Raw genomic sequence first — 20,102 nt, 5'->3', positions numbered from 1 at the left:
GGGTGAGCGGCGTAGGATTCATTATACGCGATATAACGTCCTTGTTGATATTCTGGTTCGTGTCGACGGCAGGTGGTTAGTTGTATATATGTACGCTCCTTTCCGGTGTGGCCGGGCCGGCGGTTCAAGGTTTGATTCGTGGTCTGATGTGTTTGAAAGGAAGAGGTGTGGTGGTGATGGAAGCGTACAGCTGTCTTGGGCTGGATATTGGGGGTACGAAATGTGCGGCCGTGGTGGGCGGCTCGGATGGGCGGGTGATCGACCGCGTCGAGTGGCCGTCGCGGGCGGAGCGCGGCCCCGAGGCGATGATGGCGGATCTGGTTCGGCAGGGGCAGTCGCTGCTTGCCCGGTGTGGGGGGGTGCAGGGTGTAGGGGTGTCGATCGGCGGACCGCTCGACGCGGAGCGGGGTGTGGTGCATGGTCCGCCGAACCTGCCGGGGTGGGATGCGGTGCCGCTGGCGGCGCGATTGAGGGAGGCGTTTGGTTTGCCGGTGCGGGTTGAGCATGATGGGTCGGCTTGTGCGCTTGCGGAGTATCGCTGGGGGGCGGGTCGCGGCGCGGAACGGCTTGCCTACCTGACGTCGGGCACGGGGTTTGGTGTCGGGCTGATCTTTGACGGTTTGATTTATCGTGGGGCGGGCGGTCGGCCGAGCGATTTCGGACATGTTCGCTATCGGCCGAGCGGGCCGATCGCCTATGGCGCCGCGGGCTCGCCTACCGCCAAGGCCGGCTGTTTCGAGGCCTACTGTGCGGCCTCGGCCTTGGGCGCGCTGGCGGCGTGGCGTTACCCGGACCGCTGGCCTGCGGCACCCGCGCCGTCCGACGTGGCGGCGCTGGCGGCGGCGGGGGACGAAGCGGCGTGTTCGATCGTCAACATGACCAGCGAAGCCACGGGCGCGGCGTGCGCGCTGTTGGCGGACCTGCTTCACCTCGACGTGATCCTGCTGGGCAGTCTCGCGCGGTATCTCGGGCAGGCGTGGGTTGAGCGGGTGCGAGCCGCCTTTCTTGCTGAGGCTCATCCGCTGGCTCGCGAAAACTGCCGTATTGATGCCGCGGGGCTCGGTAATCGGCTACAGGACTGTTCGGCGCTCGCAGTGGCGTGCATCGCCTTGGAGTGACGCTGGTGGGCGTGGCTGACGAAGGCGCGTTTGATGTGCGTTGAGTGTGTTGTAAAAATGACTTCGATTTTCTGGTAGTCCTTCAGGCGGCATATGGTGGCAGTTCGGCGGCGTTCGGGGTAATTGCCCGGGTAAAACTTTCGAAATTGTATTGATCTGGCTTCGCGCCAAAGTTATTCTGCAACAAAGTGGTTGTATTTTTGACTTTATCTGGTGCTCCAGGAGCTCTGTATGTTGAAGCTGAACGGAATGGGAATGACGGCTGTGGCGGTGGTTGCGCTGCTTGTGGTGACTGCTTCGCACCCGCGGGTGGCGGCGGCGGACGAGCGGAATCGCGACGGCATGGACCAGGGCGTCGAGGCGCTGGTGGAATTGAACTACTACGTCCATGAAGACGTGGCGAACGTGGTCTTCGACCTCGGGCACGAGCCGAGGCCGGCACGCGTGCGCGTACGGGCGGCCGTGGCGGATGCGGGCGTGGAGGTGGAAGAGGCGCTGGCCGAGTCGGGACCAACGGTGCTCGAACTGCCGTTGGCTGACTTGCCTGAGGGTGAGTCGCGCGTGGCGTTGAGTGTGCTGGTGGGCAATCGCGCCGTGTGGGAAGGTGAAGATCGGTTGGTGAAGTTGCCGCCGCCGAACGGCGACGTTCGCATTACGCAGATCGACCGTTACCGGCGCATCATGCTGGTCGACGGTGAGCCGTTGTTTCCGATGGGCGTGTTCGGCGTCTATCCGGAATACCTTCAGGACATCGCTGACGCGGGTTTCAACATGACGCTGCGATGGAAGGGTAAGACGACGGCGAATCGGTGGGATCTCGATCAACCCTGGGACAGCGACTACAATCGCTACTCGGCGGTGCGCGACTACCTTGATGCGATTCATGACGCGGGGCTGTTCGCGGTCGAGACGCCGACGAAGCTTGCGCCGGGTCAGCTGTATCACCGATATCGTGATATGGAGTGGCCGGAGAAATACCCGGTGCACAATGAGCAGATCACGCCGGGCGTCGTGCGGAACGCACGCGATCATCCAGCGGTGATCGGTTATTACAGTTACGACGAGCCGGACAACTTCTGGCAGGACAACCCGGAGCATCCGCACCACCTGATGATGCAGGAAGGTGTTGAAGAGTGGTATCAGATTGTGAAGGCGTTGGATCCGTACCACGCGGTCATGGTGCTGTTTGCGGTGGGGCTTTCGAAGAACGCGCACTGGGATGCGTGGGAAGTTCCGATGCGTGACTTTTACATCTATCGTCGGCAGCACATGAGCCGTGTGTACGACGTCGCGCGGAGTGACGTCAAGGTGTCGTGGGAGAAGAACGAGCCGTTCGTTTACACGCCGTTGTTTGAAAAGTCGTCGGGCCGACCCATACCGTTGAGTCCGGAAGAGCAGCGGGCGCAGACGTACCTGTCGCTGGCGGCGGATGTGAAGGGTTTGTTCTACTGGGACTGGCCCGCGGCGTACGGGCCGAACTGGGAGATGCTCAAGCAGATGGCGGGCGAGGTTGAGGCGTTGTCGCCGATCTTGCTGGAGCGCAGCCCTGCGCAGGACGTGCGTTACGAACGGCCGGACACTGAGAAGTCGGTGAAAGTGCTGGTGAAGAATCACGACGGCCGCAGCTATCTGCTGGTGGTCAGTGCCGAGCCGGCGCCGGTCGAGGTTGAGTATCGTCTTCCGTCACGGTTCCATGGAGAGGCGATGGCATGGTTCGACGATGATCAGGTGAGTTTGAGCCAGGGTGTGTTTCGCGAGCAGCTCGAGCCTTTCGCTCGGCGGGTGTATGAACTGCCCGGTGGTGAATGGGAGGCGGGCGAGGCATTGTCGCTGGCGATTGAGGTTGGCGAAGTGGAAGAGAAGCTCGACCCGATCTTTGAGCCGACGGTTGAGAACCTGATCGCCAACAGTCGTTTCGATTATGACTATGCACGGCTGCCGGGCTGGCCGGCGGCGTGGCATACGATTGACTCGCTGATGGAGTCGGGCTCGGCGGGCACGGAAGACGGCCGGTGGGCGCCGGTGACCGAGACGGCAGTGCATGGCGAACGGAGCATGCGGCTGATCAAGGACGCGCCGGGTATGGCGGGCAGTACGGAAGCGTTCAACCTGCTGGTGACGCCTGCGATTCATCAAAGTGTGCGGTATCCGGAAGGCGGCACGTACACGCTCTCGGTGTGGCTGCGGGCCGACCACCCGGCTCGCGTGTGGGTGATGCACGGCTGGGCGCATAAACAGATCGAGAATGTCGGCAATGACTGGCAGCGGTACGAAGTGACCTTCGAGCAAGGCTCGGAAGGGGGAAGCTTCATCCGCATCATGCTGATGTCTGAAGGCACGCTCTGGATTGATGGCGTGCAGTTGGAGAAGGGCGATCAGGCCAGCGAGTATAAGTATCTTGAGCCGACGGGGTATGAACACGTCGGCCCGGAAGAGTAAGGCCGACGTTTTGAAAGACGGAGTCGCACGAGCAGCGTCGTGGCCGTATTGCGGTCACGACGCTGTTGCTATTGGGGGATGATCTGTCGATGAGACTGGCGCCCACGGATTCAATCCGTGGGCTTCGAGTGCCCTCGAGATGATGTGCAATTCGATTACACGGCTTCAAGTTAATCCCAGCGCGTCCGGTTCCCTCTCCCTGGGAGGGAGAGGGGGTGGGAAAACGCGCTGGAAATAACTTGAAACCGTATTACACGCTTGTTGAGTGTGGGCTTGTTTCGTCGATCTGTTGCCATAGTGGCGTGAGGTCGACCACCTGGCTGTTGGTGCGGGCCTGGTCGATGGCGAGTGCCACGGCGGTGGCGACGATGCCCTCTTTAACACTGGCGAGTGGTGTCTGGCCGCGGAGCATGGTTTCGGCGAGGCTTTCGCCGAGGATGCGGTCGCCGCCGCCGTGGCCGCCTTCGTCGTTGGTGTCGATCTGTTCGCGTGTTGTGTTGTAGCCGAGCGGTTCGACTTCGATGAGGCCGGTGTTGAAGTCGGCGCGAAGGGTGCCGCGGTCGCCGCAGAGGTAGAGTCGGCGTTCGGGGATGGCGGTGGCGCAGTGTGTGTGAAAGGTGGCGCGGGCCTGGTTGTCGAATTCGAGGATGGCGACCTGGTGGTCGACGATGTCCTTTTTCATGGCGAACGGGTCGCCGTCGCGGCGCAGGCCCCAGCCCTGGAAGGCGGGTCGGCCGGATTCATGCTGGCCGATGCGTTCGGCGTGGTTGGCGTTGTCGGCGGTGAACAGGCGGAGGCCGCCGAAGCTGGCGACGCGCACGGGTCTTGCATCGAGCAGCCAGGAGATGAGGTCGATGTCGTGCGAACATTTTTCGAGCATATGGCCGCCGCCGATGCTCGTCAGTCGCCGCCAGGCGTTGCCGTGGATGTGTCCGCCGTGATCGAGCGGGAGCGTTTCGTTGAATTCGAGGCTGAGGATGTTGCCAAGCACGCCGGAGTCGATGATGCGGCGCAGTGCCTGGCCGTGGCGTGTGTAGCGGAGCACGAAACCGAGCGCCAGCGTTCGGCCGGAGGCCTGGTGAGCCTGGCGAATCCGCAGGGCATCGTCGACGGTGGTCGCCAGCGGCTTTTCGCAGAACACGTCCTTGCCGGCTTCGAGCGCGACGATGGCGTGTTCCGGGTGCAGTGCGTTTGGTGAGCCGACGAACACCCAGTCGACCGCAGGGTCGGCGGCGAGTTGTGCGGCGTCGGCGCTGGCCTTGGCGCGGGGTGCGATGTCGGCTTGGAATTCCTGAATCGCGAGCGGGTCGGGGTCGGCGAGTCGGCGGATTTCGATGTTGCCGCCGAGGCCGGGGATGTGTGGCAGCAGTGCCGCCATGCGGTGGCCGCAGCCGACGACGCCGATGCCGATCTGGGTTTTTGTGTTCATGTCTGGCACCTTATTCGATCCAGTGGCGGTTGCAAATATCCACCGATTTGGTTTGGTTGTGCGTTTGCTGGGACTCTCGAAGGCAATGAGAATCTACCGTAAATCGCTTAGGAATCAAGTGTGTCGCGTCAGGGCGGCAGGCGGCCGCATGCCGACGGTGAAGTAATTACTCTGGACAAACATACAACACTCACGTTACCCTGCGAACGCCAGCCGCGAAGGGGCGGTCGGCGGTGCCGGGCGGGGCGGTGCGCCGCGCGGCAATGAGGGACTCCGCAAGGATTTCGAGCATGATGCCTGAACATCATCGTTTGCGTGTGGCTTCCAATGGCCGATACCTCGAGCGGGCGGATGGGAGCCCGTTTTTCTACCTCGGCGATACGGCGTGGCATTTGTGTTACGCGCTGACGCGCGACGAGATGGATCAATATCTTCAGAACCGGGCGGCGAAGGGGTTCACTGTCGTCCAGACGATTCTGGTGCGCGGGTTCAAGGATGTCGACCGTCCAAATGCGCAAGGCGATATGCCGTTCGTTGACAATGACCCCACTCGGCCGAACGAGGCGTACTTCGAACATGTGGATCACCTGGTAGCGCGTGCGGCCGAGCTTGGCTTGTTTGTCGGGCTGCTGCCGTCGTGGGGCAATAAGTGGCGGTACAGCCCTTACAGCACGCCGGGCATTTTTCGGCCTGACTCTGCTGAGTCTTATGGGCAATTTCTGGCAGAGCGGTATCGCGGCAAGCCGGTGATCTGGATTCTCGGCGGCGATCGCAACGTGTTGAACGACGATGAAATGAAGATCATCGAAGGCTTTGCCCGGGGATTGCGCGACGGCGGTGCCGAAGGTGAGCAGTTGATCACGTTTCACCCTTATGGGCCGGGGCGATCATCCGATCGGCTTCATGCGGCCGAGTGGTTGGATTTCAACATGTGCCAGACATCCCACGCGGCGCATGATTACGACAACGGTCTGTTCATCGATCACGACTATGCGCTGAGCCCGGCCAAGCCGACGCTTGATGCCGAGCCGCGCTACGAAAATCTGCCGGTCGGCTTCTACAACAAGCACTGTGCCGGCTATGACCGGTTTGATGATTACGACGTTCGGCAGGCGGCGTACTGGGCGCTGCTGGCGGGCGCGTGCGGGCATGTCTACGGCGATAACAGCGTGTGGCAGATGTGCAAGCCGGGCGTCAATCCCGTTCATCTCGACGCCACGGTGCCGTGGCACGAGGCGGTGGATCACCCTGGCGCGTTTCAGATGCGCCACGTTCGCCGGCTGTTCGAGACTCGGCCGTTCCATCAACTCGTGCCGGAGCAGGGTTGCATCCTCGACGGGCCCGGCGGCGGCGGGGGCAAGGTGCGCGTGGCGCGGGCGGCGGATCGGTCGTTTGCAATCGCCTACTCGCCGCGCGGCGAACAGTTCACGCTCAAGATGGACATCGTTGAAGCGCGTCGCGTGCGAGCGTCGTGGTTCGATCCACGCTACGGCATGACGACGCCGTTCTGCACGTCGCTGCCGCTGCCGATGCAGACCTTCACGCCGCCGACGCATGGCCGGGGCCGGGACTGGGTGTTGCTGCTTGATGACGACGACAAGCAACTGCCGTTGCCCGGGCTGGAGGCGCAGGCGTAAGGCGGGTCAGTTGTGCGTCGCGGCTTCCTGTTTGTCGACGATCAGCCAGGGGTCGTTGGTGCGTTCGCGGAATGCGTGCAGGGTTTTGCGCATGCGGTCGGCCGTGTCGGCGAAGGCGGGGTTCGCCACGAGGTTGGTCGTTTCCGCTGGATCGTTGGCGAGGTCGTATAGCTCTTCGCGATCGTGGTGGAGCACGCGCTCGGTGAGGCGATCGCCCATGTGGGTCAGCGATTGTTTCAGCACGGCCTGCCAGGTCGGCGAGTTGAACAGGTCGCTGGGCATGGGCATGTCGCGGACGAGGTGGCGTACGAACTTGAATCGTTTCTCGCGCAGCACGCGATAGGGGAAATAGTTGGTGATCTCGTGAAACACATGCGAGTAGAAGGTCTGGTCCCAGCCGGGCGGGTCGGATTGGTCGAGGATCGGCAGCAGCGATCGGCCCGGCAGGTCGGCGGGCAGGTCGGCCTGCGGCAGGGCGAGGCTGTCGCAGATGGTGGGGTAGATGTCACACCAGTTGACGAGCGCCTGGCTGGCGTGGGGGCTGGCGTGGGGTGGGGCGATGATCAGGGGGCAGTGGTGGCCGCTGTCGTAGGCCGAGCCTTTAGCGCCGGGGAAGGGCATGCCGTGATCGCTGGTGAGGATGATGGTGGTTTCATCGGCCCGCCCGCTGCGTTGCAACTCTGCAAGCACTACGCCGACGAAGCGGTCGAAGCGGGTGACGAAGGTGTAGTAGTCGGCGAGGTCCTGCCGAACTTCGGGCGTGTCCGGCAGCCAGTTGGGAACGGGGAGGGTCTCTGGCGGATAGAGCACGTCGTCGTCGGACAGGCCGTCGCCTTCGTCATGCGAGCGGCGGAAGTCTCCGCCCGTGCGATGCGGGTAGGCGGAGGCGACGTGGAGGTAGAACGGCCGGTCGCCTGCCGCGGTGAGGAATCGGCGTACGCCCTCGGCCGGGCCGGAGAGGGACCGGGGCTGGCATCGCTCGTCGACGTGGAAGGGGTAGGCGGATTTGGGGGCGATGTGGTCCTTGCCGATCAGTCCGGTGAAGACGCCATGTTTTCGGAGCACAGCGGGGAGGGTCTGGTCGGCGAGGTGTTCGTGGGTGCGGAAGCCGTGGTAGCCGTGGCTGTGGCCGTATTGCCCATGCTGGTGTACGTATTGGCCGGTGAGCAGGTTGGCGCGGCTGGCGGCGCAGCTCGGTGTGGTGCAGAAGGCCTGGTCGAAGCGTGTGGCCCGGCGGGCGAGGGCGTCGATGTGAGGCGTGTGCACGACGGGGTCGTGATAGCAGCCGGCGATGGGTGACCAGTCGTCGGCGATCAGCAGCAGGACGCCGGGGTTTGCGGCTGGCATGGGCGGTGCCTCCTTGGGTGGTCAGGGGTCTTGGCCATTGTCTGTTCGTTCGTCGGCGACGTCGAGTCGCGGTTGGTGGTTTGTGACGTGTCGGTCATCTGGGTGAAAATACAACAAATTTCGCGCCCGTCCCGGGCAGCGGCCTGCAAATCGTGAGGTTTGTTCGAAATATATGTTACTTGTAGGTGATGCGGTCAATTCGACGATGGTTGAGCCGGTATGAAAAAGGACTTTGCGAGGCTCGTTTTTCGCTTGCTCACACGGCATAGAGAGTGTACAAGTACAACGGCAAAAACCGCCGGGACGGCAGTCGACGACGGCTGTCGAGGATAGGGCTGGCGAAGGCATGGTGAATGTGAGAGGCTTGGCACGGCCCCCGCGAGGGCGGTGAGTGTCGGGCGAGGATGATCCCGTGACGGTCCCTGAACAGGCACGTGCATGACGATCCGAGCGATTATCTTGGGATTGGGGCTGGGGATATTCATCTCCGGTTTCACGCACTTCAACGACCTGTTCATGCAGAGCAGTCTGTTCATCAACAACCACCTGCCCATTGCGGTGTTCGGGTTGCTGGTGGTGCTGATGCTCGGGGTGAACCCGTTGCTACGTCTGCTGGGGCCGCGCTGGTCGTTGGGTACAGCGGAGCTGGCGGTGATTGTCGCGTTGGGGCTAACTTCGTGCGGCTGGCCGAGCTTCAGTTTCTATCGGTACTTCATCACAATCACGGCGATGCCGAATCACTGGCAGGGGCCTAAGGCGGACTGGCAGGCGGTGGGTGTTATGCGTTACCTGCCGGGCGGCGACCCGCGGCTGGCGGAGGGGCACGTTCAGGACTGGGAGGCGCTGATCCTGGCGGTCGCCGAGCCGTTGCATCGGCAGGGCGAGCCAGTGCTCGAGCGGTTGTGGTCGCAGATGGACGCGCGGGGGCAGCGGGTGTTTCAGGAGCATCTCGGCGCGGAGGAGGTGCCGATCGGATCGCGTCGTGACGTGGTGCGGGCGGTGAATGTTGCGTTGGTGAGTGGGGATCTGACGCCGCAGCCGCCGCCGCCGACGATGAGCGAACTGCCGCGTCCGATGCGCTTGTTGTTGGGGGAGCATTTGGAGCAGCCGTTGACCGGCCGTGCGCAGGTTCAGCTGAACCGGTGGTGGCTGGTAAGCACGTTGCCGGGCGTGGTGCTGCCTGCGCCGCAGGGGCAGGGCGTGTTGCTGGATACGAGCGCCGGTGGCGGCGAGGTGCTGGACATGTTGCTGGTGGGCAGCTCGGAGCCGTTGGGCTTGACGGAGTTGCCATGGTCGGCGTGGTGGCCGGTGTTGCGTGTGTGGGGGGCGGCGGGGTTGTTGCTGGGGCTGGCGAGTCTTTGCCTGACGGTGATCGTGCATCCGCAATGGTCGCGCCGCGAGTTGCTGCCGTATCCGATCGCGCGATTTGTGAATGAGCTGACGGAGCGGGATGCGACATCTTGGCTGCCGAGCATTGCCCGTCATCAAGCGTTCTGGGTCGGGGTGATCGCGATGGCGGCGGTGCATGGCGTAAACGGGCTGCATGCCTGGTTCCCCGAATTACCGAACATTCCGTTGCGCATGGAGTTTGGGCCGCTGCGTGAGTTGTTCCCGAATTTCGGCCGAATCGGTGCGACGAACGACCTGTTTCGGCCGCATATTTATTTCTCGGTGATCGCCTTCTGTTTCTTCCTCGGTACGCCCGTATCGTTTTCGCTGGGGGCGGCGACGTTAGCGTACGGCATGCTCGGCGCGACCCTGCTCGCGGCAGGTGCGACCTTCCAGGAAGACCGGATGGGCGCGGGGGAAGGCAACCTGTTGCGCTTCGGCGCGTACGTCGGGATGGCGGGCATCATTGCTTACATCGGTCGGCGGTATTACGCGAGGTTGGCCATCGCCGCCGTGGGCGGAGCGCGCACGATTGACACGCCGACGTCGGCGGTGTGGGCGGCGCGCGGGCTGGCGGTGCTGTTTGCGCTGACGGTGTTCGTGCTCTACACGGCAGGGCTCGATTGGCTGATGGCGATCGTGCTCGTGCTGCTGGTGTTGCTGATTTATCTGGTGCTGACGCGGGTGGTGGTGGAAACAGGCATGTTCTTCGTGCAGGCGTGGTGGTTGCCTGCGGGCATTCTGACCGGTCTGCTTGGTTTCGAGGCGATCGGGCCGACGACGTTCCTTGTGTTGGCCGTGGGGAGCACGATGCTTGTGGGTGATCCGCGTACGCTGCTGATGCCTTACCTGGCCAACGCGATGCAGATGGCGGACCGCTCCGGGGCGGGCAAGCCGGGCAAGGTTGCGCCGTGGCTGGCGGTGATGCTTTTGGTGGGCTTTCTCGTGGCCGGCGCGGCGCTGTTCAGTTTGACGCACAATCACGGCGTCGGCGGCGCGGGCGCATGGGACACTGAGGTGCTACCGAACATGCCCTTTGACCAGGCGACGCGGCACATCAGCGAAAGTACCGTGCGCGACACGCTCACGCAGGCCACGGCCGTGGAGGGCCTCGACCGGCTTTGGAATGTGCAGCTTTCATTCGACGCGTGGGCGTGGATGTTCGGCGGGATGGTCTTGCTGATCGCCACGGCGGCTGCACGCTTGCGGTTGCCGTGGTGGCCCATTCATCCGGTGCTGTTCCTGGTCTGGGGGACAATGCCGTCGTATCGGCTCGCGGGCTCGTTCCTGATCGGCTGGATGATCAAACTCGCCGTGGTGCAATTGGGCGGCACGCGTGGGTATCGGCAGGTATTGCCGTTGATGGTCGGCGTCATCGCCGGCGAACTGTTAATGGGCCTGGTCTGGACCGGCGCGAGCGCGGCGTACTACGGCATCCACAACGTCGCGCCGCCGGTGTATCGCCTTTACCCCTGACCTCGTGCGAGGTGACTTGAGAACTGCCAAATGCGACTGATTCAGCTTCAACATCCCCGGCACGGCCGACGCGTTGCGATGGTTGAGGGCGACACGCTTCGCCTGTTCGACACCTTCAAAAGTGTTTACGCCATGGCTGCCGCCGCTATCGACAGCGACGTCACGCTGGCCGATCTTGTCCCGAATAATCTGGGCAAGGAGAGCCTGCCTTACGACGAGATCTATGAAGGGCAGAGCGAGTGGAAGCTGCTGCCGCCGTTCGATCATCCGGACGAGCCGGCGTTCTGCTTCATCACCGGGACGGGCCTGAGCCACAAGAAGAGCGCCGACAACCGCCAGGCCATGCACGTCGCGAACGTCGGCGACGACAGCGTGTCCGACAGTATGAAGATGTACCTCATGGGCATGGAAGGCGGCCGACCCGCGCCGGGCGTCGTCGGCGTCCAGCCCGAATGGTTTTACAAGTGCAACGGCACTCGGCTGCAGGCGCACAACGAGCCGTTGGAGATGCCGCCGTTCGCAATGGACGGCGGCGAGGAAGCCGAGCCGGTCGGCGCGTATCTCGTCGGGCCGAACGGGATGCCGTGGCGCGTCGGGTTTGCCGTCGGCAACGAATTCTCCGATCACGTGCTCGAACAGCAGAACTACCTCTACCTTTCCTCGTCCAAGCTGCGGGCCTGTTCGCTGGGCCCGGAACTGGTCGTCGGCGAACCGTTCGATGACATCGTCGGCGAGGTACGGGTCGAACGAGATGGCAACGTGATTTGGCGCACCGATGTCGCCACCGGCGAAGCCAACATGTGTCACAGCGTGCAGAACCTGGAGCACCATCATTTCAAGTACCCCGAGCATCGTCGGCCGGGCGATGTGCATCTGCACTTCTTCGGCGCTGACGCTTTCAGCTACGGCGACAAACTCAAGCTCCAAGACGGCGACGTGATGGTCATCCACTACCCGAAACTGGGCCGACCACTGCGCAACCCGATGAAAGTCGAGCCCGGGCCGCAGCCTTTCGTTCCCGTGAACGTGCTTTGAGCTTCCCAACGTTGAGCCTTGCCATGAACGCCAACACGCCCGTTTTCGCTGTGCACCTGCTGAACATGGGCATCATGCCCGAATGTCCGACCACCGGCGTGAAGATGCACACCGGCCTGGAAAGCTTTCAGCCTTGGGCTTACACCGGCCTTGTCGCGAAATCCGACGACACGACGGTGGTGATCAACACCGGCTTTCCGCTCGACATGCAGCCGGTACAGGCCTTTTTTGCCGCATGGCATAGCCGCTGCCACGTCGAGCGCAGCGAGGATCGCACGATGGACGGACATCTTCAGCGGTTGGGGATCGCCCCCGGCGATGTCGATCATCTGTTGCTGAGTTGCCTCGGCCCGTACAGCACCGGGCGAGTGGAATTGTTTGAAAGATGTCCGATCCACATCGGCCGGGCTGAGTGGGTTGACTATCACGCGCCGCCGCCGAACTTTCCGCCACAGCCGCGCGACACCATCATCCCGCCGCAGACGCTCAGTCGGCTGGTGTTCGAAGATTGGCCGCGCGTGAACCTGCTGGAAGACGAGGACGAAATCTGCCCGGGCATCCGTGTCTTCCGTACAGGCGGACATCACGCGGGCAGCCTGGCTGTGGCGATCAACACGCGCATGGGCACGTTGATTTACGCCGACACATTGTTCACCTACGAAAACTATGAGCAGAACATACCGATCGGCTTCTTTCGTGATCAGGACGCGTTTCACGCCGCGGTCCGTCGCATTCGCCGAGAGGCGGACCTGATCGTGCCGTTCTTCGATCCTGTCGCGTTCGAGCGATATCCCGATGGTGTGGTGACTCGATGATTCATCCGTCTGCCTTTTGGGAAAAACGAAATGAATACCCTCTCGCAGGAAGCATCGCAGTTCAAGGGCTTTCCGAAGCAGTTCAGTTTCGCTCCCTTGTGGTTCTGGAACGACGAGATGTACGAAGAGGAGATTCTTCGTCAGCTCAAGGAGATGAAGGCCCAGCACGTCAACGAGACGATGATCTGGTGCAACGCCGGCATGAACCAGCGATACCTCTCGGAGGACTATTTCGCGCTGTTCGTCTTCGCGGTGGAGCAGGCGAAGAAGCTGGGCATGCGTGTGTGGATCTACGACGACTGGTCGTGGCCGAGCGGGCTGGCGGGGGGCATCATCAACGAGGTGCACCCGGAGTACCTCATGACGGCCTGCCGGATGTATCGCTACGACGTGTCGGCCGACGGCCCGCGCGAACTGGTGCAACGTCTGCCGCTCGGCCGGGTGGTGCGTGCCGAGGCGGAGCGGGTCAGCGACGGCAAGCGCATCGACCTTGACACGTATTGTGATGACACGTCGCTTCGCTGGACGGCGCCCAGTGGGGCGTGGCGGGTTTATGTCGCGGTAGTGACGAAGCTGCAGAAGATTCTCGATCCGACATGTTCCTCGCGGTGGGGCAACTGGCTGCCGGGCTATCTCGACGTGATGAATCGTGACGCGGTGGCGAAGTTTATCGAGCTGTGTTACGAAGCCCATTACCAGCGCGTGTCCGAGCATTTCGGCAATACGATTCGTGGCTATTTCACCGACGAGCCGGGCATCCGCTACGACCACGACATCTTCGGCGGCGGCGATCATCTCGCCCTGCACCGCGTCGGGTTTCCGTGGAAGGACGAACCACGCGAGCACGCGCATGCCAACCTCCACGGCGTATGCGGGTCCGTGCCCTGGACGGCCGACCTCTTTCATCACTTCCGTGAACGGCGGGGGTATGACCTTCGGCCGCACCTGATCGACCTGCTGCGAGCCGGCGACGAACAACGGAAGGTCTGCTACGACTACTACAGCCTCGTGTCCGACCTGTTCGCAGAGAGCTGGTGCGAGCAGATCGGCCAGTGGTGTGGCGAGCGAAAGGTTGCTTATACCGGCCACTACTGCGAAGGCGTCAACGGCGGTGACTACTATCGGCAGGTCAAGCCGCAGCAAGTGCCCGGCATGGACATCCTCGGCGATCACGGCGTACAGATGAAGGATCTCATGGCGTTGCCGCGCAAGATCGCGTCCATCGGCCGTATGCAGAATCGCGATCGCATCCTGTCGGAAACCTACTCCGACACAAGCTGGGACTTCAATTTACACGACAAGATTCGCGACGCCGACCTGCTGACCGTGCTCGGCATCAACATTCATGCGTCCATCGACTACACCTACAGCTTCCGCAGCATCCGCAAGCACACCACGAACCCGGCCGGCTTCTTCCAGGCGTCGAACTGGAACTACAACAAGCACTTTGCCGACCACGTCACTCGCTTATGTCAGATGACCTGCGCCGGCGAATCGAGTGTGGATACCGCGATCGTCTACGGCAGCCACGCCGCCCTGTCCGACGCACTGATTGATCATGTCGCCAACGACCAGCTTGAAAAGGCGACGGACAAAGCGTTCCGCATGCTCATGGCTGCGCAGATCGAGTCCGACATCATCTACGATACCGGCTTGCCCGACGGCAAGGTCGAGGCGGGTGAGCTGGTCTACCCGAAGGCACGGTACAAGACGCTATTGCTCGCCAACCTGCCTTTCATGCGCAAGGAGCACGCGGAGCTACTCGTTGACTTCGTCCGGACGGGCGGCGAACTAGTCGTCCTCAGCCGATTCCCGCTTCGTGCGCCGGATGGCGAAGACATCACCGCCGTGTGGCAGCAGCTTGCCGATCCGGGCCGGATCGACACGGCCCGCGAGATTGAACGGCTCGACATGGGCAAGGGCAGGCTGACGCTCGTGCCCGATTTCATGCGGGATGTTACGTCTTCCGACGCGCCGCGCACCGGCGATGCGGAAGCGCTGTTCGACGGCACCAACTCGATGGTGGTCTACCCGCGCAGCCCGCAGTGGATCGCGATCGACTTCCGTGAGCCGCTTGAACTGACCCGCTTCAGCATGACGATTGAGGGGATCAAGAAGCATATTGAATATGCGTACACGCTTGAGGTGTCCGACGACGGCCGATCATGGAAGCCGATCGCCGACATTCGGCGGATCGACGAGGTGCATCGCGAGCCGTTGAACAACGTCAAGACGCGCTATTTCCGTCTGCATGTTACTGAGGCGGGCGGGCGATACCTCAGCCTGCACGACCTGTCGCTGCATTATCGCACGGCCGACGGCCAGGAAAAACGCTGGGCGCCGGCGGGCTGTGATCCGCTGCTGATGCAGCAGGTGTTGCCGAGCCATCAGCCGCGACTCGAACTGCTTGGCAAGGATGGCAAGCGTGTCCGCTCGTTCACCACCGCGTGGCGATCGGTCGACGGAGATGATCTTGTGGCGATCGCGAATCGTCACGGCGAAGAGCAACTCGTCACCGCTCGGCTAAACGACGACAAGGTCACCGTCGAAGCATGGGATCTGGATAGCGGCGAGCGGACAGTCGTGCCGGTTGATCACGGCGCGTTTCAGGTGACGTTCGCGCCTTATGAAAGTCATCTGTTCATGCTGCGCCGCAAGTCGACGGACAGCCTGCCTGTCCGCCCGATGAACCGCGAACGCGTGGCACTGACGGAATCGCAGGGGCCCTGGCCGTTCAAGCCGTTGCGACAGAACGCGTACCCGTTCGTGGCTGCCGGGCTGGAGATGTGCGATCCGGCCCACCCGGACAAGTGGTACCCCACGGAAGATGGCAGCATCCCCAAACCGTTGCGGCTGATACCAGCGGCGCAGTTTCGCTGTACGGTTCCGATCGAATCGATCACCGGTGACGAACGACTGCTGTTCGAAGAAGGGTTGATCGACAAGCTGAAGATCAATGGCCAACCCGTTACCGAGGCCGGCTCGCGCGATCGCTATCTGGACGCATTCGGGCTCAGCACCCCCATCGGTGATTTGCTTGTCAAGGGCGACAACGTCTTCACCGGACTGTTTCAGCCGGAGATGTACGAACGGTTGATGGAAGGAACGTGGTATCACTACGACAACATCCAGCCGACGCTGGACGCGTTCATCCTCGGCGACTTCGCGGTCCGTGACGACGCGCTCGTGGCAGCGCCCGCGTCGCTCGACAGCAAAGCGTGGGAGCATCAGGGGTTTAAGTATTTCAGCGGCACGGCGGCGTACACGGTGGCGTTTGACGTGCCGGGCGAAGTGCAAGGCCCCCTCTGGCTGGAAGCCGACGTGCGCGAGAACGTGCTTGAAGTATTTAAGGACGGCCAATCGCTTGGTGTGCGCGTGACTTACCCCTTTGTCATTGATGTGACCGCTCATATCGCGCCGGGGCGCAACGTCTTCGAGCTTCATGTCACCAACCCGGTGGGTTCGCTGCTGTCGGCCCAGAAACGGCACAGCTGGAAGGGGCGTATCGACTTGAACTTCATGTCCGGGTTGAGGTCCGCCCGCCTCGTGCAACCCCGCGACGAGCGGTTTTCGCAATGGGCAGAGCCGCAGTTGGCCGGGACGCGACGGCAGGGCGACGGTGGGAAGTGAGTGGACGCATGATCACACGAACAATCGCGATGTGGTGGCTTTGCGTGCTGGTGGCGGCAGGGCTCGGCTACGCAGACGAAGTCGCGCACGGCGAGGCCGTGGTTCTTCAGAACGAGACGTTGACCGTTGAGATCATGGTCGATGATGCGTCAATGCGCGAGCATCGCGGGCCCCGGTTTGATGAGACGGCGCGCGTGCGGTCGGTTCAGCGTGACGGGCGGGAATACCTGCACCCGTTCGGCCTGTGCGATGAGTTCGGCCTCGAAGGGCTCGGCGCGCTCGGCTTCGATGAGGCAGACGTCGGCGAGGCGTTCATCAAGGTCGGCGTCGGCCTGCTTGAGCGGCATGACCCTCGGCGATACGCGTTCAACCGTGGCTATCCGCTGGTCGAGCCGTTCGCAGTCGACACGGTTGAAGCCTCGGCTGACACGGTCACGGTCACGCAGGCCTCCCCCGAGCTGCGCGGGTATGCGTATCAGCTGACGAAACGGTATCGCATCGAAGGCGCAAAGCTTTACATTGCCTACGCGTTGACGAACGTCGGCGATCGGCCGTTCGCCTTCGAGCAGTACAACCACAACTGGTTTCAGTTCGACGAGCAGCCGATCGGTCGTCACACGTACATCGAGCCGGCGTTTACGTTGCCGCCGCTGCCGTTCACCTGGCTGGTGCCGGAGGGCGAGGCGTGGCGTTTTGACAGGCCGATCGTGCCCGGCGACAACCGGTACTGGGCCGTGTCCGGCGAGATTCCACGCGAGAAAGCCGGCGTTACGGTCGGCGATCGGCAGACCGGCCAGCGCGTGCATGTCAGCGGTGATTTTGCGATGAGCCGGTTTGCGCTCTACGCCGACGCGGACAGCGTCTGCCCCGAGCGGTTTGTGCGGTTTGATGTTGAGCCTGACGAGACGGTGCGTTGGACGCGCGCGTATACGTTCGAGTAGTCGGCTTGTTTCGTCAGAGATACTTGATCATGTAGACGAGGTCGGCACGATCGTCCCACTTTTCTTTGCCGTAGTTGCTCATCACGGCATGCGGGATTCGCCCGACTTCTTTGTAGCCGAGGCGCTCGTAGAGTTGGCATGCCCGGTTGGCCGACGCCATCGTGAGTTCGATCATGACGGCCCCGGCGTTCTTTGATTCGGCCTCGAGGATTTCGAACAGTTTCGTGCCGATGCCCATGCCGCGGGTGGCCTTGGTCAGTTCCAGGCCGAGGTAGCCGATGTCGGCGCCGAAGTTCGGTCCGCCGATCCAGACCCAGCCCTGGCCGACGATCTGGCCCTCGACTTCGACGAACAGGAAGGGGTGGCCTGCGACTTCGACCTTCTTGAGGTTCTCCGCCAGCCGACGCGAGGTCTGCGGCAGGTCGTGCGGCCGAGTGCTGAACCACATCGGCTCCTCAAGGCTTTCCTGGTGGACCTGGTTCAGGTAGGCGTGAAATTGCTTGAGATCTTCCCATCGCGGATAACGGATGACGACTTCGGCGCCGGTGTTCTTGGCCTTGAAGCGGGCCATCTCGCGGCCGTAGTTGCGCAGGGCGAACGCGTCGTCCTGCATCTGTCGCGTTTCGCTGGTGTCGGCGTTCGTGGTGGTCATGGTCGTGAATGCTCGCGAGGTTTACGGATCGCCACTGCCTTTTATTGAATCACATGTGCGCTCGGAATGCGAGCGTGAAATTATGGTTTTTGTACAATTTTTCAAAATCTCCAGTTCGCGTCAATTATCGTGTTGTAATGCGTTTTGGTCTCGATTAACCTGATGTCAGTTTGTGCAATGATACAACGGCTGTCCGGCGGCCGGGAAAGCAGGGAATGGGCATGACTGCAGACGGGACGATCAAAGGCCGGGTGGCGGTGGTTACCGGTGCTGCGACGGGAATCGGCCGGGCCATTGCGGTCGCTTACGCCGAGGCGGGGGCGAAGGTGGTTTGTGTCAGCCGACGGATGGAGACGCTGCGGCCGGCGGTGGACGCGATCACGAATGCGGGGCATTCCGCCCTGGCTGTGCAAGCGGATACGTCCGATGCCGAGCAGGTTGAGGCTGCTGTACAGCAGGCGGTCGACGCGTTCGGCCGAATCGACATCCTCGTCAACAACGCAGGCTTCCTTGATTTCAGTCCGATCATGGACGTCTCGGAAGAGCTGTTCGACCGCACGTTTGCCGTCAACGTCAAAGGCTACTTCCTCTTCTCGCAGGCGGCGGCACGGCAGATGATCCAGCAGGGCGTGGGTGGCAGCATCATCAACATCACCTCCATCTCCGCGGAACAGTGCGGCGAGTTGAAGGTGCATTACTGTGCTTCCAACGCGGCCCGTAAAATGCTGACCAAAGGCTTTGCGCTGGAGTTGGCCAAGCATCAGATTCGCGTCAACGCCGTCGCGCCGGGCGATATCGAAAGCGACATCGTCCGCGACCCGAACATTCAGCACGTATTGGACAGCGTCGACTTCGGCGCGTTCGCACCGCTCGGCCGACGTGGCAAGCCCGATGACATCGTCGGCGCCTGCATCTTCCTCGCCAGCGAGCAGGCAGGTTACATTACCGGCTCGACGTTGCTGATCGACGGCGGGGCGTTCAGCGGTGTCTACTTCCCCCGCGCAGCCGACGCGCCCGCGTAATGCGTTCAATCAGACAGGCCCACGCATGAAAATCACCAACGTTCGCTGCCATCTGCTCACCACGGACCTGCGCCAGGCGACCATCGTGTGGGCGGGCGGCTCGATTCCGTACTGGAATACCGCGCTGATTGAAGTTGAAACCGACGCGGGCGTGTCCGGTCTTGGTGAGGCGTACTACCCCGGCCTGAGTGCGCCAAGGCCGACGCAGGCGATGACGGACAATTTCGCCACGCTGCTGGTGGGCGAGAACCCGCTCGACATCGCACGCCTGTTTCACAAGATGCGGGCCAAGAGTTATGCGTGGGGCAAGGCGGGGCTTCCGCTGATGGTCGCGGGCACGATTGAGAACGCGCTTTGGGACATCCTCGGCCAGGTGCAGGGCGTGCCGGTCTGGCAACTGCTCGGCGGCCGATGTCATGACGGCATCATGGCCTACGCCAGCGGCGGCAACGACGCGCCTGATGCGTTGTTGCAAGACGAGATGCGAAGCTATGTCGAGCGGGGATTCAAGGCTGTGAAGATCCGCATCGGCCGATCGGTGAAAGAGGACGTGCACAAGGTCGCGTTATGTCGGGAGGCGCTCGGGCCTGATGTGCACTTGATGGTCGATGCGGTGATGGGGCACAACCCGCAGCCGCTGACGGCGAAGCAGGCGCTCGAGCGTGCCCGGGCTGTGGAGCCGTACGACATCACCTGGTTTGAAGATCCGGTGAACAATCGCGACTACGCCGGCTGCGCTTTCGTTCGGCAGCAGACGAGCATCCCGATCGCCGCGGGCGAGACGGCGGTGGGGGTGCACGAGTTTCTACCGTTCTTTGAAGCGGACGCGGTCGATTACATTCAGCCCGACCCGACACACTCCGGCGGCATCCTTGAATGCCTCGACATCCGTGCGCTGGCGCGGGCGCATGGCGTGCGGGTGATCTACCATTCGTGGGGCATGGCGCCTTGCCTCTCGGCCAACTACAACCTTGCCTTTGCCGACCCGTATTCGACGTTCGTGGAATATCCGACGCACGGCATGCCGCTGGTCGACGAACTCGCGATCGAGCCGTTTGAAATCGTGAACGGCATGCTCCAGGCGCCGACGCAGCCGGGTCTGGGCGTTCGGCTGACGCCCGAGATCCTTGAGAACTACGCCTATGTTGACGGGTCGATTTTCTGGCCCTGAG

General features: G+C 62.5%; 13 protein-coding genes. 10 read left to right on the top strand and 3 right to left on the bottom strand.

Features of this window, described 5'->3' with window-relative positions:
- Positions 1–176: 176 nt before the first annotated feature.
- Both ACERK3_06530 and ACERK3_06525 read left to right on the top strand, forming a co-directional pair.
- Complete coding sequence (locus ACERK3_06530) at positions 177–1,118, top strand: ROK family protein (GenBank protein ID MFA9477952.1); 942 nt, start codon at positions 177–179, stop codon at positions 1,116–1,118.
- 231 nt (positions 1,119–1,349) lie between these two features.
- The gene (locus ACERK3_06525) at positions 1,350–3,557 is read left to right on the top strand and encodes a hypothetical protein (GenBank protein MFA9477951.1); all 2,208 of its coding nucleotides are present in this window, start codon (positions 1,350–1,352) and stop codon (positions 3,555–3,557) included.
- 250 nt (positions 3,558–3,807) lie between these two features.
- Here the strand turns inward: ACERK3_06525 and ACERK3_06520 are convergent, their stop codons facing one another.
- Positions 3,808–4,986, bottom strand: a complete 1,179-nt coding sequence (locus ACERK3_06520) for a Gfo/Idh/MocA family protein (protein MFA9477950.1) — start codon at positions 4,984–4,986, stop codon at positions 3,808–3,810.
- A gap of 290 nt (positions 4,987–5,276) precedes the next feature.
- Between ACERK3_06520 and ACERK3_06515 the strand changes: the two genes are divergently transcribed.
- Positions 5,277–6,623 (top strand): DUF4038 domain-containing protein, encoded by a 1,347-nt coding sequence (locus ACERK3_06515; GenBank protein ID MFA9477949.1) that lies wholly within the window; start codon positions 5,277–5,279, stop codon positions 6,621–6,623.
- A 6-nt stretch (positions 6,624–6,629) separates the two neighbouring features.
- On the opposite strand, the gene ACERK3_06510 is transcribed toward ACERK3_06515, so the two are convergent.
- On the bottom strand, positions 6,630–7,970 hold the full coding sequence (locus ACERK3_06510; GenBank protein ID MFA9477948.1) for a sulfatase: 1,341 nt from the start codon (positions 7,968–7,970) through the stop codon (positions 6,630–6,632).
- Positions 7,971–8,408: 438 nt separating this feature from the next.
- On the opposite strand from ACERK3_06510, the gene ACERK3_06505 reads away from it, so the two are divergent.
- The 5 genes from ACERK3_06505 to ACERK3_06485 are packed head-to-tail and all read left to right on the top strand — an operon-like array spanning position 8,409 to position 17,256.
- Positions 8,409–10,835, top strand: a complete 2,427-nt coding sequence (locus ACERK3_06505) for a DUF6785 family protein (protein MFA9477947.1) — start codon at positions 8,409–8,411, stop codon at positions 10,833–10,835.
- Between the two features lie 30 nt (positions 10,836–10,865).
- Positions 10,866–11,870, top strand: a complete 1,005-nt coding sequence (araD1, locus tag ACERK3_06500; GenBank protein MFA9477946.1) for an AraD1 family protein — start codon at positions 10,866–10,868, stop codon at positions 11,868–11,870.
- 23 nt (positions 11,871–11,893) lie between these two features.
- Positions 11,894–12,685 carry a hypothetical protein gene (locus tag ACERK3_06495; protein ID MFA9477945.1) on the top strand — a complete coding sequence of 264 codons (792 nt, stop codon included), beginning with the start codon at positions 11,894–11,896 and terminating at the stop codon, positions 12,683–12,685.
- Positions 12,686–12,715: 30 nt separating this feature from the next.
- Positions 12,716–16,315: a glycosyl hydrolase gene (locus ACERK3_06490; protein ID MFA9477944.1), complete on the top strand. Its 3,600-nt coding sequence runs from the start codon at positions 12,716–12,718 to the stop codon at positions 16,313–16,315.
- 8 nt (positions 16,316–16,323) lie between these two features.
- A complete protein-coding gene (locus ACERK3_06485; GenBank protein ID MFA9477943.1) occupies positions 16,324–17,256 on the top strand; it encodes a hypothetical protein in 933 nt (310 codons plus the stop codon).
- A gap of 13 nt (positions 17,257–17,269) precedes the next feature.
- Here ACERK3_06485 and ACERK3_06480 read toward each other — a convergent pair whose 3' ends face one another.
- On the bottom strand, positions 17,270–17,908 hold the full coding sequence (locus tag ACERK3_06480) for an N-acetyltransferase family protein (protein MFA9477942.1): 639 nt from the start codon (positions 17,906–17,908) through the stop codon (positions 17,270–17,272).
- A 215-nt stretch (positions 17,909–18,123) separates the two neighbouring features.
- On the opposite strand from ACERK3_06480, the gene ACERK3_06475 reads away from it, so the two are divergent.
- Together ACERK3_06475 and ACERK3_06470 are read left to right on the top strand one after the other, a co-directional pair.
- Positions 18,124–18,930, top strand: coding sequence for an SDR family NAD(P)-dependent oxidoreductase (locus ACERK3_06475; protein MFA9477941.1), 807 nt, complete (start codon positions 18,124–18,126; stop codon positions 18,928–18,930).
- Between the two features lie 25 nt (positions 18,931–18,955).
- Positions 18,956–20,101 (top strand): mandelate racemase/muconate lactonizing enzyme family protein, encoded by a 1,146-nt coding sequence (locus ACERK3_06470; protein ID MFA9477940.1) that lies wholly within the window; start codon positions 18,956–18,958, stop codon positions 20,099–20,101.
- The last annotated feature ends 1 nt before the right edge of the window (position 20,102 follow it).

This window comes from Phycisphaerales bacterium AB-hyl4 (genome assembly GCA_041821185.1).
In the GTDB taxonomy this organism is placed as follows: domain Bacteria; phylum Planctomycetota; class Phycisphaerae; order Phycisphaerales; family Phycisphaeraceae; genus Natronomicrosphaera; species Natronomicrosphaera hydrolytica.
The sequence above is the reverse complement of the archived record's forward strand: the minus strand, read 5'-3'. Positions and strand labels throughout refer to the sequence as shown.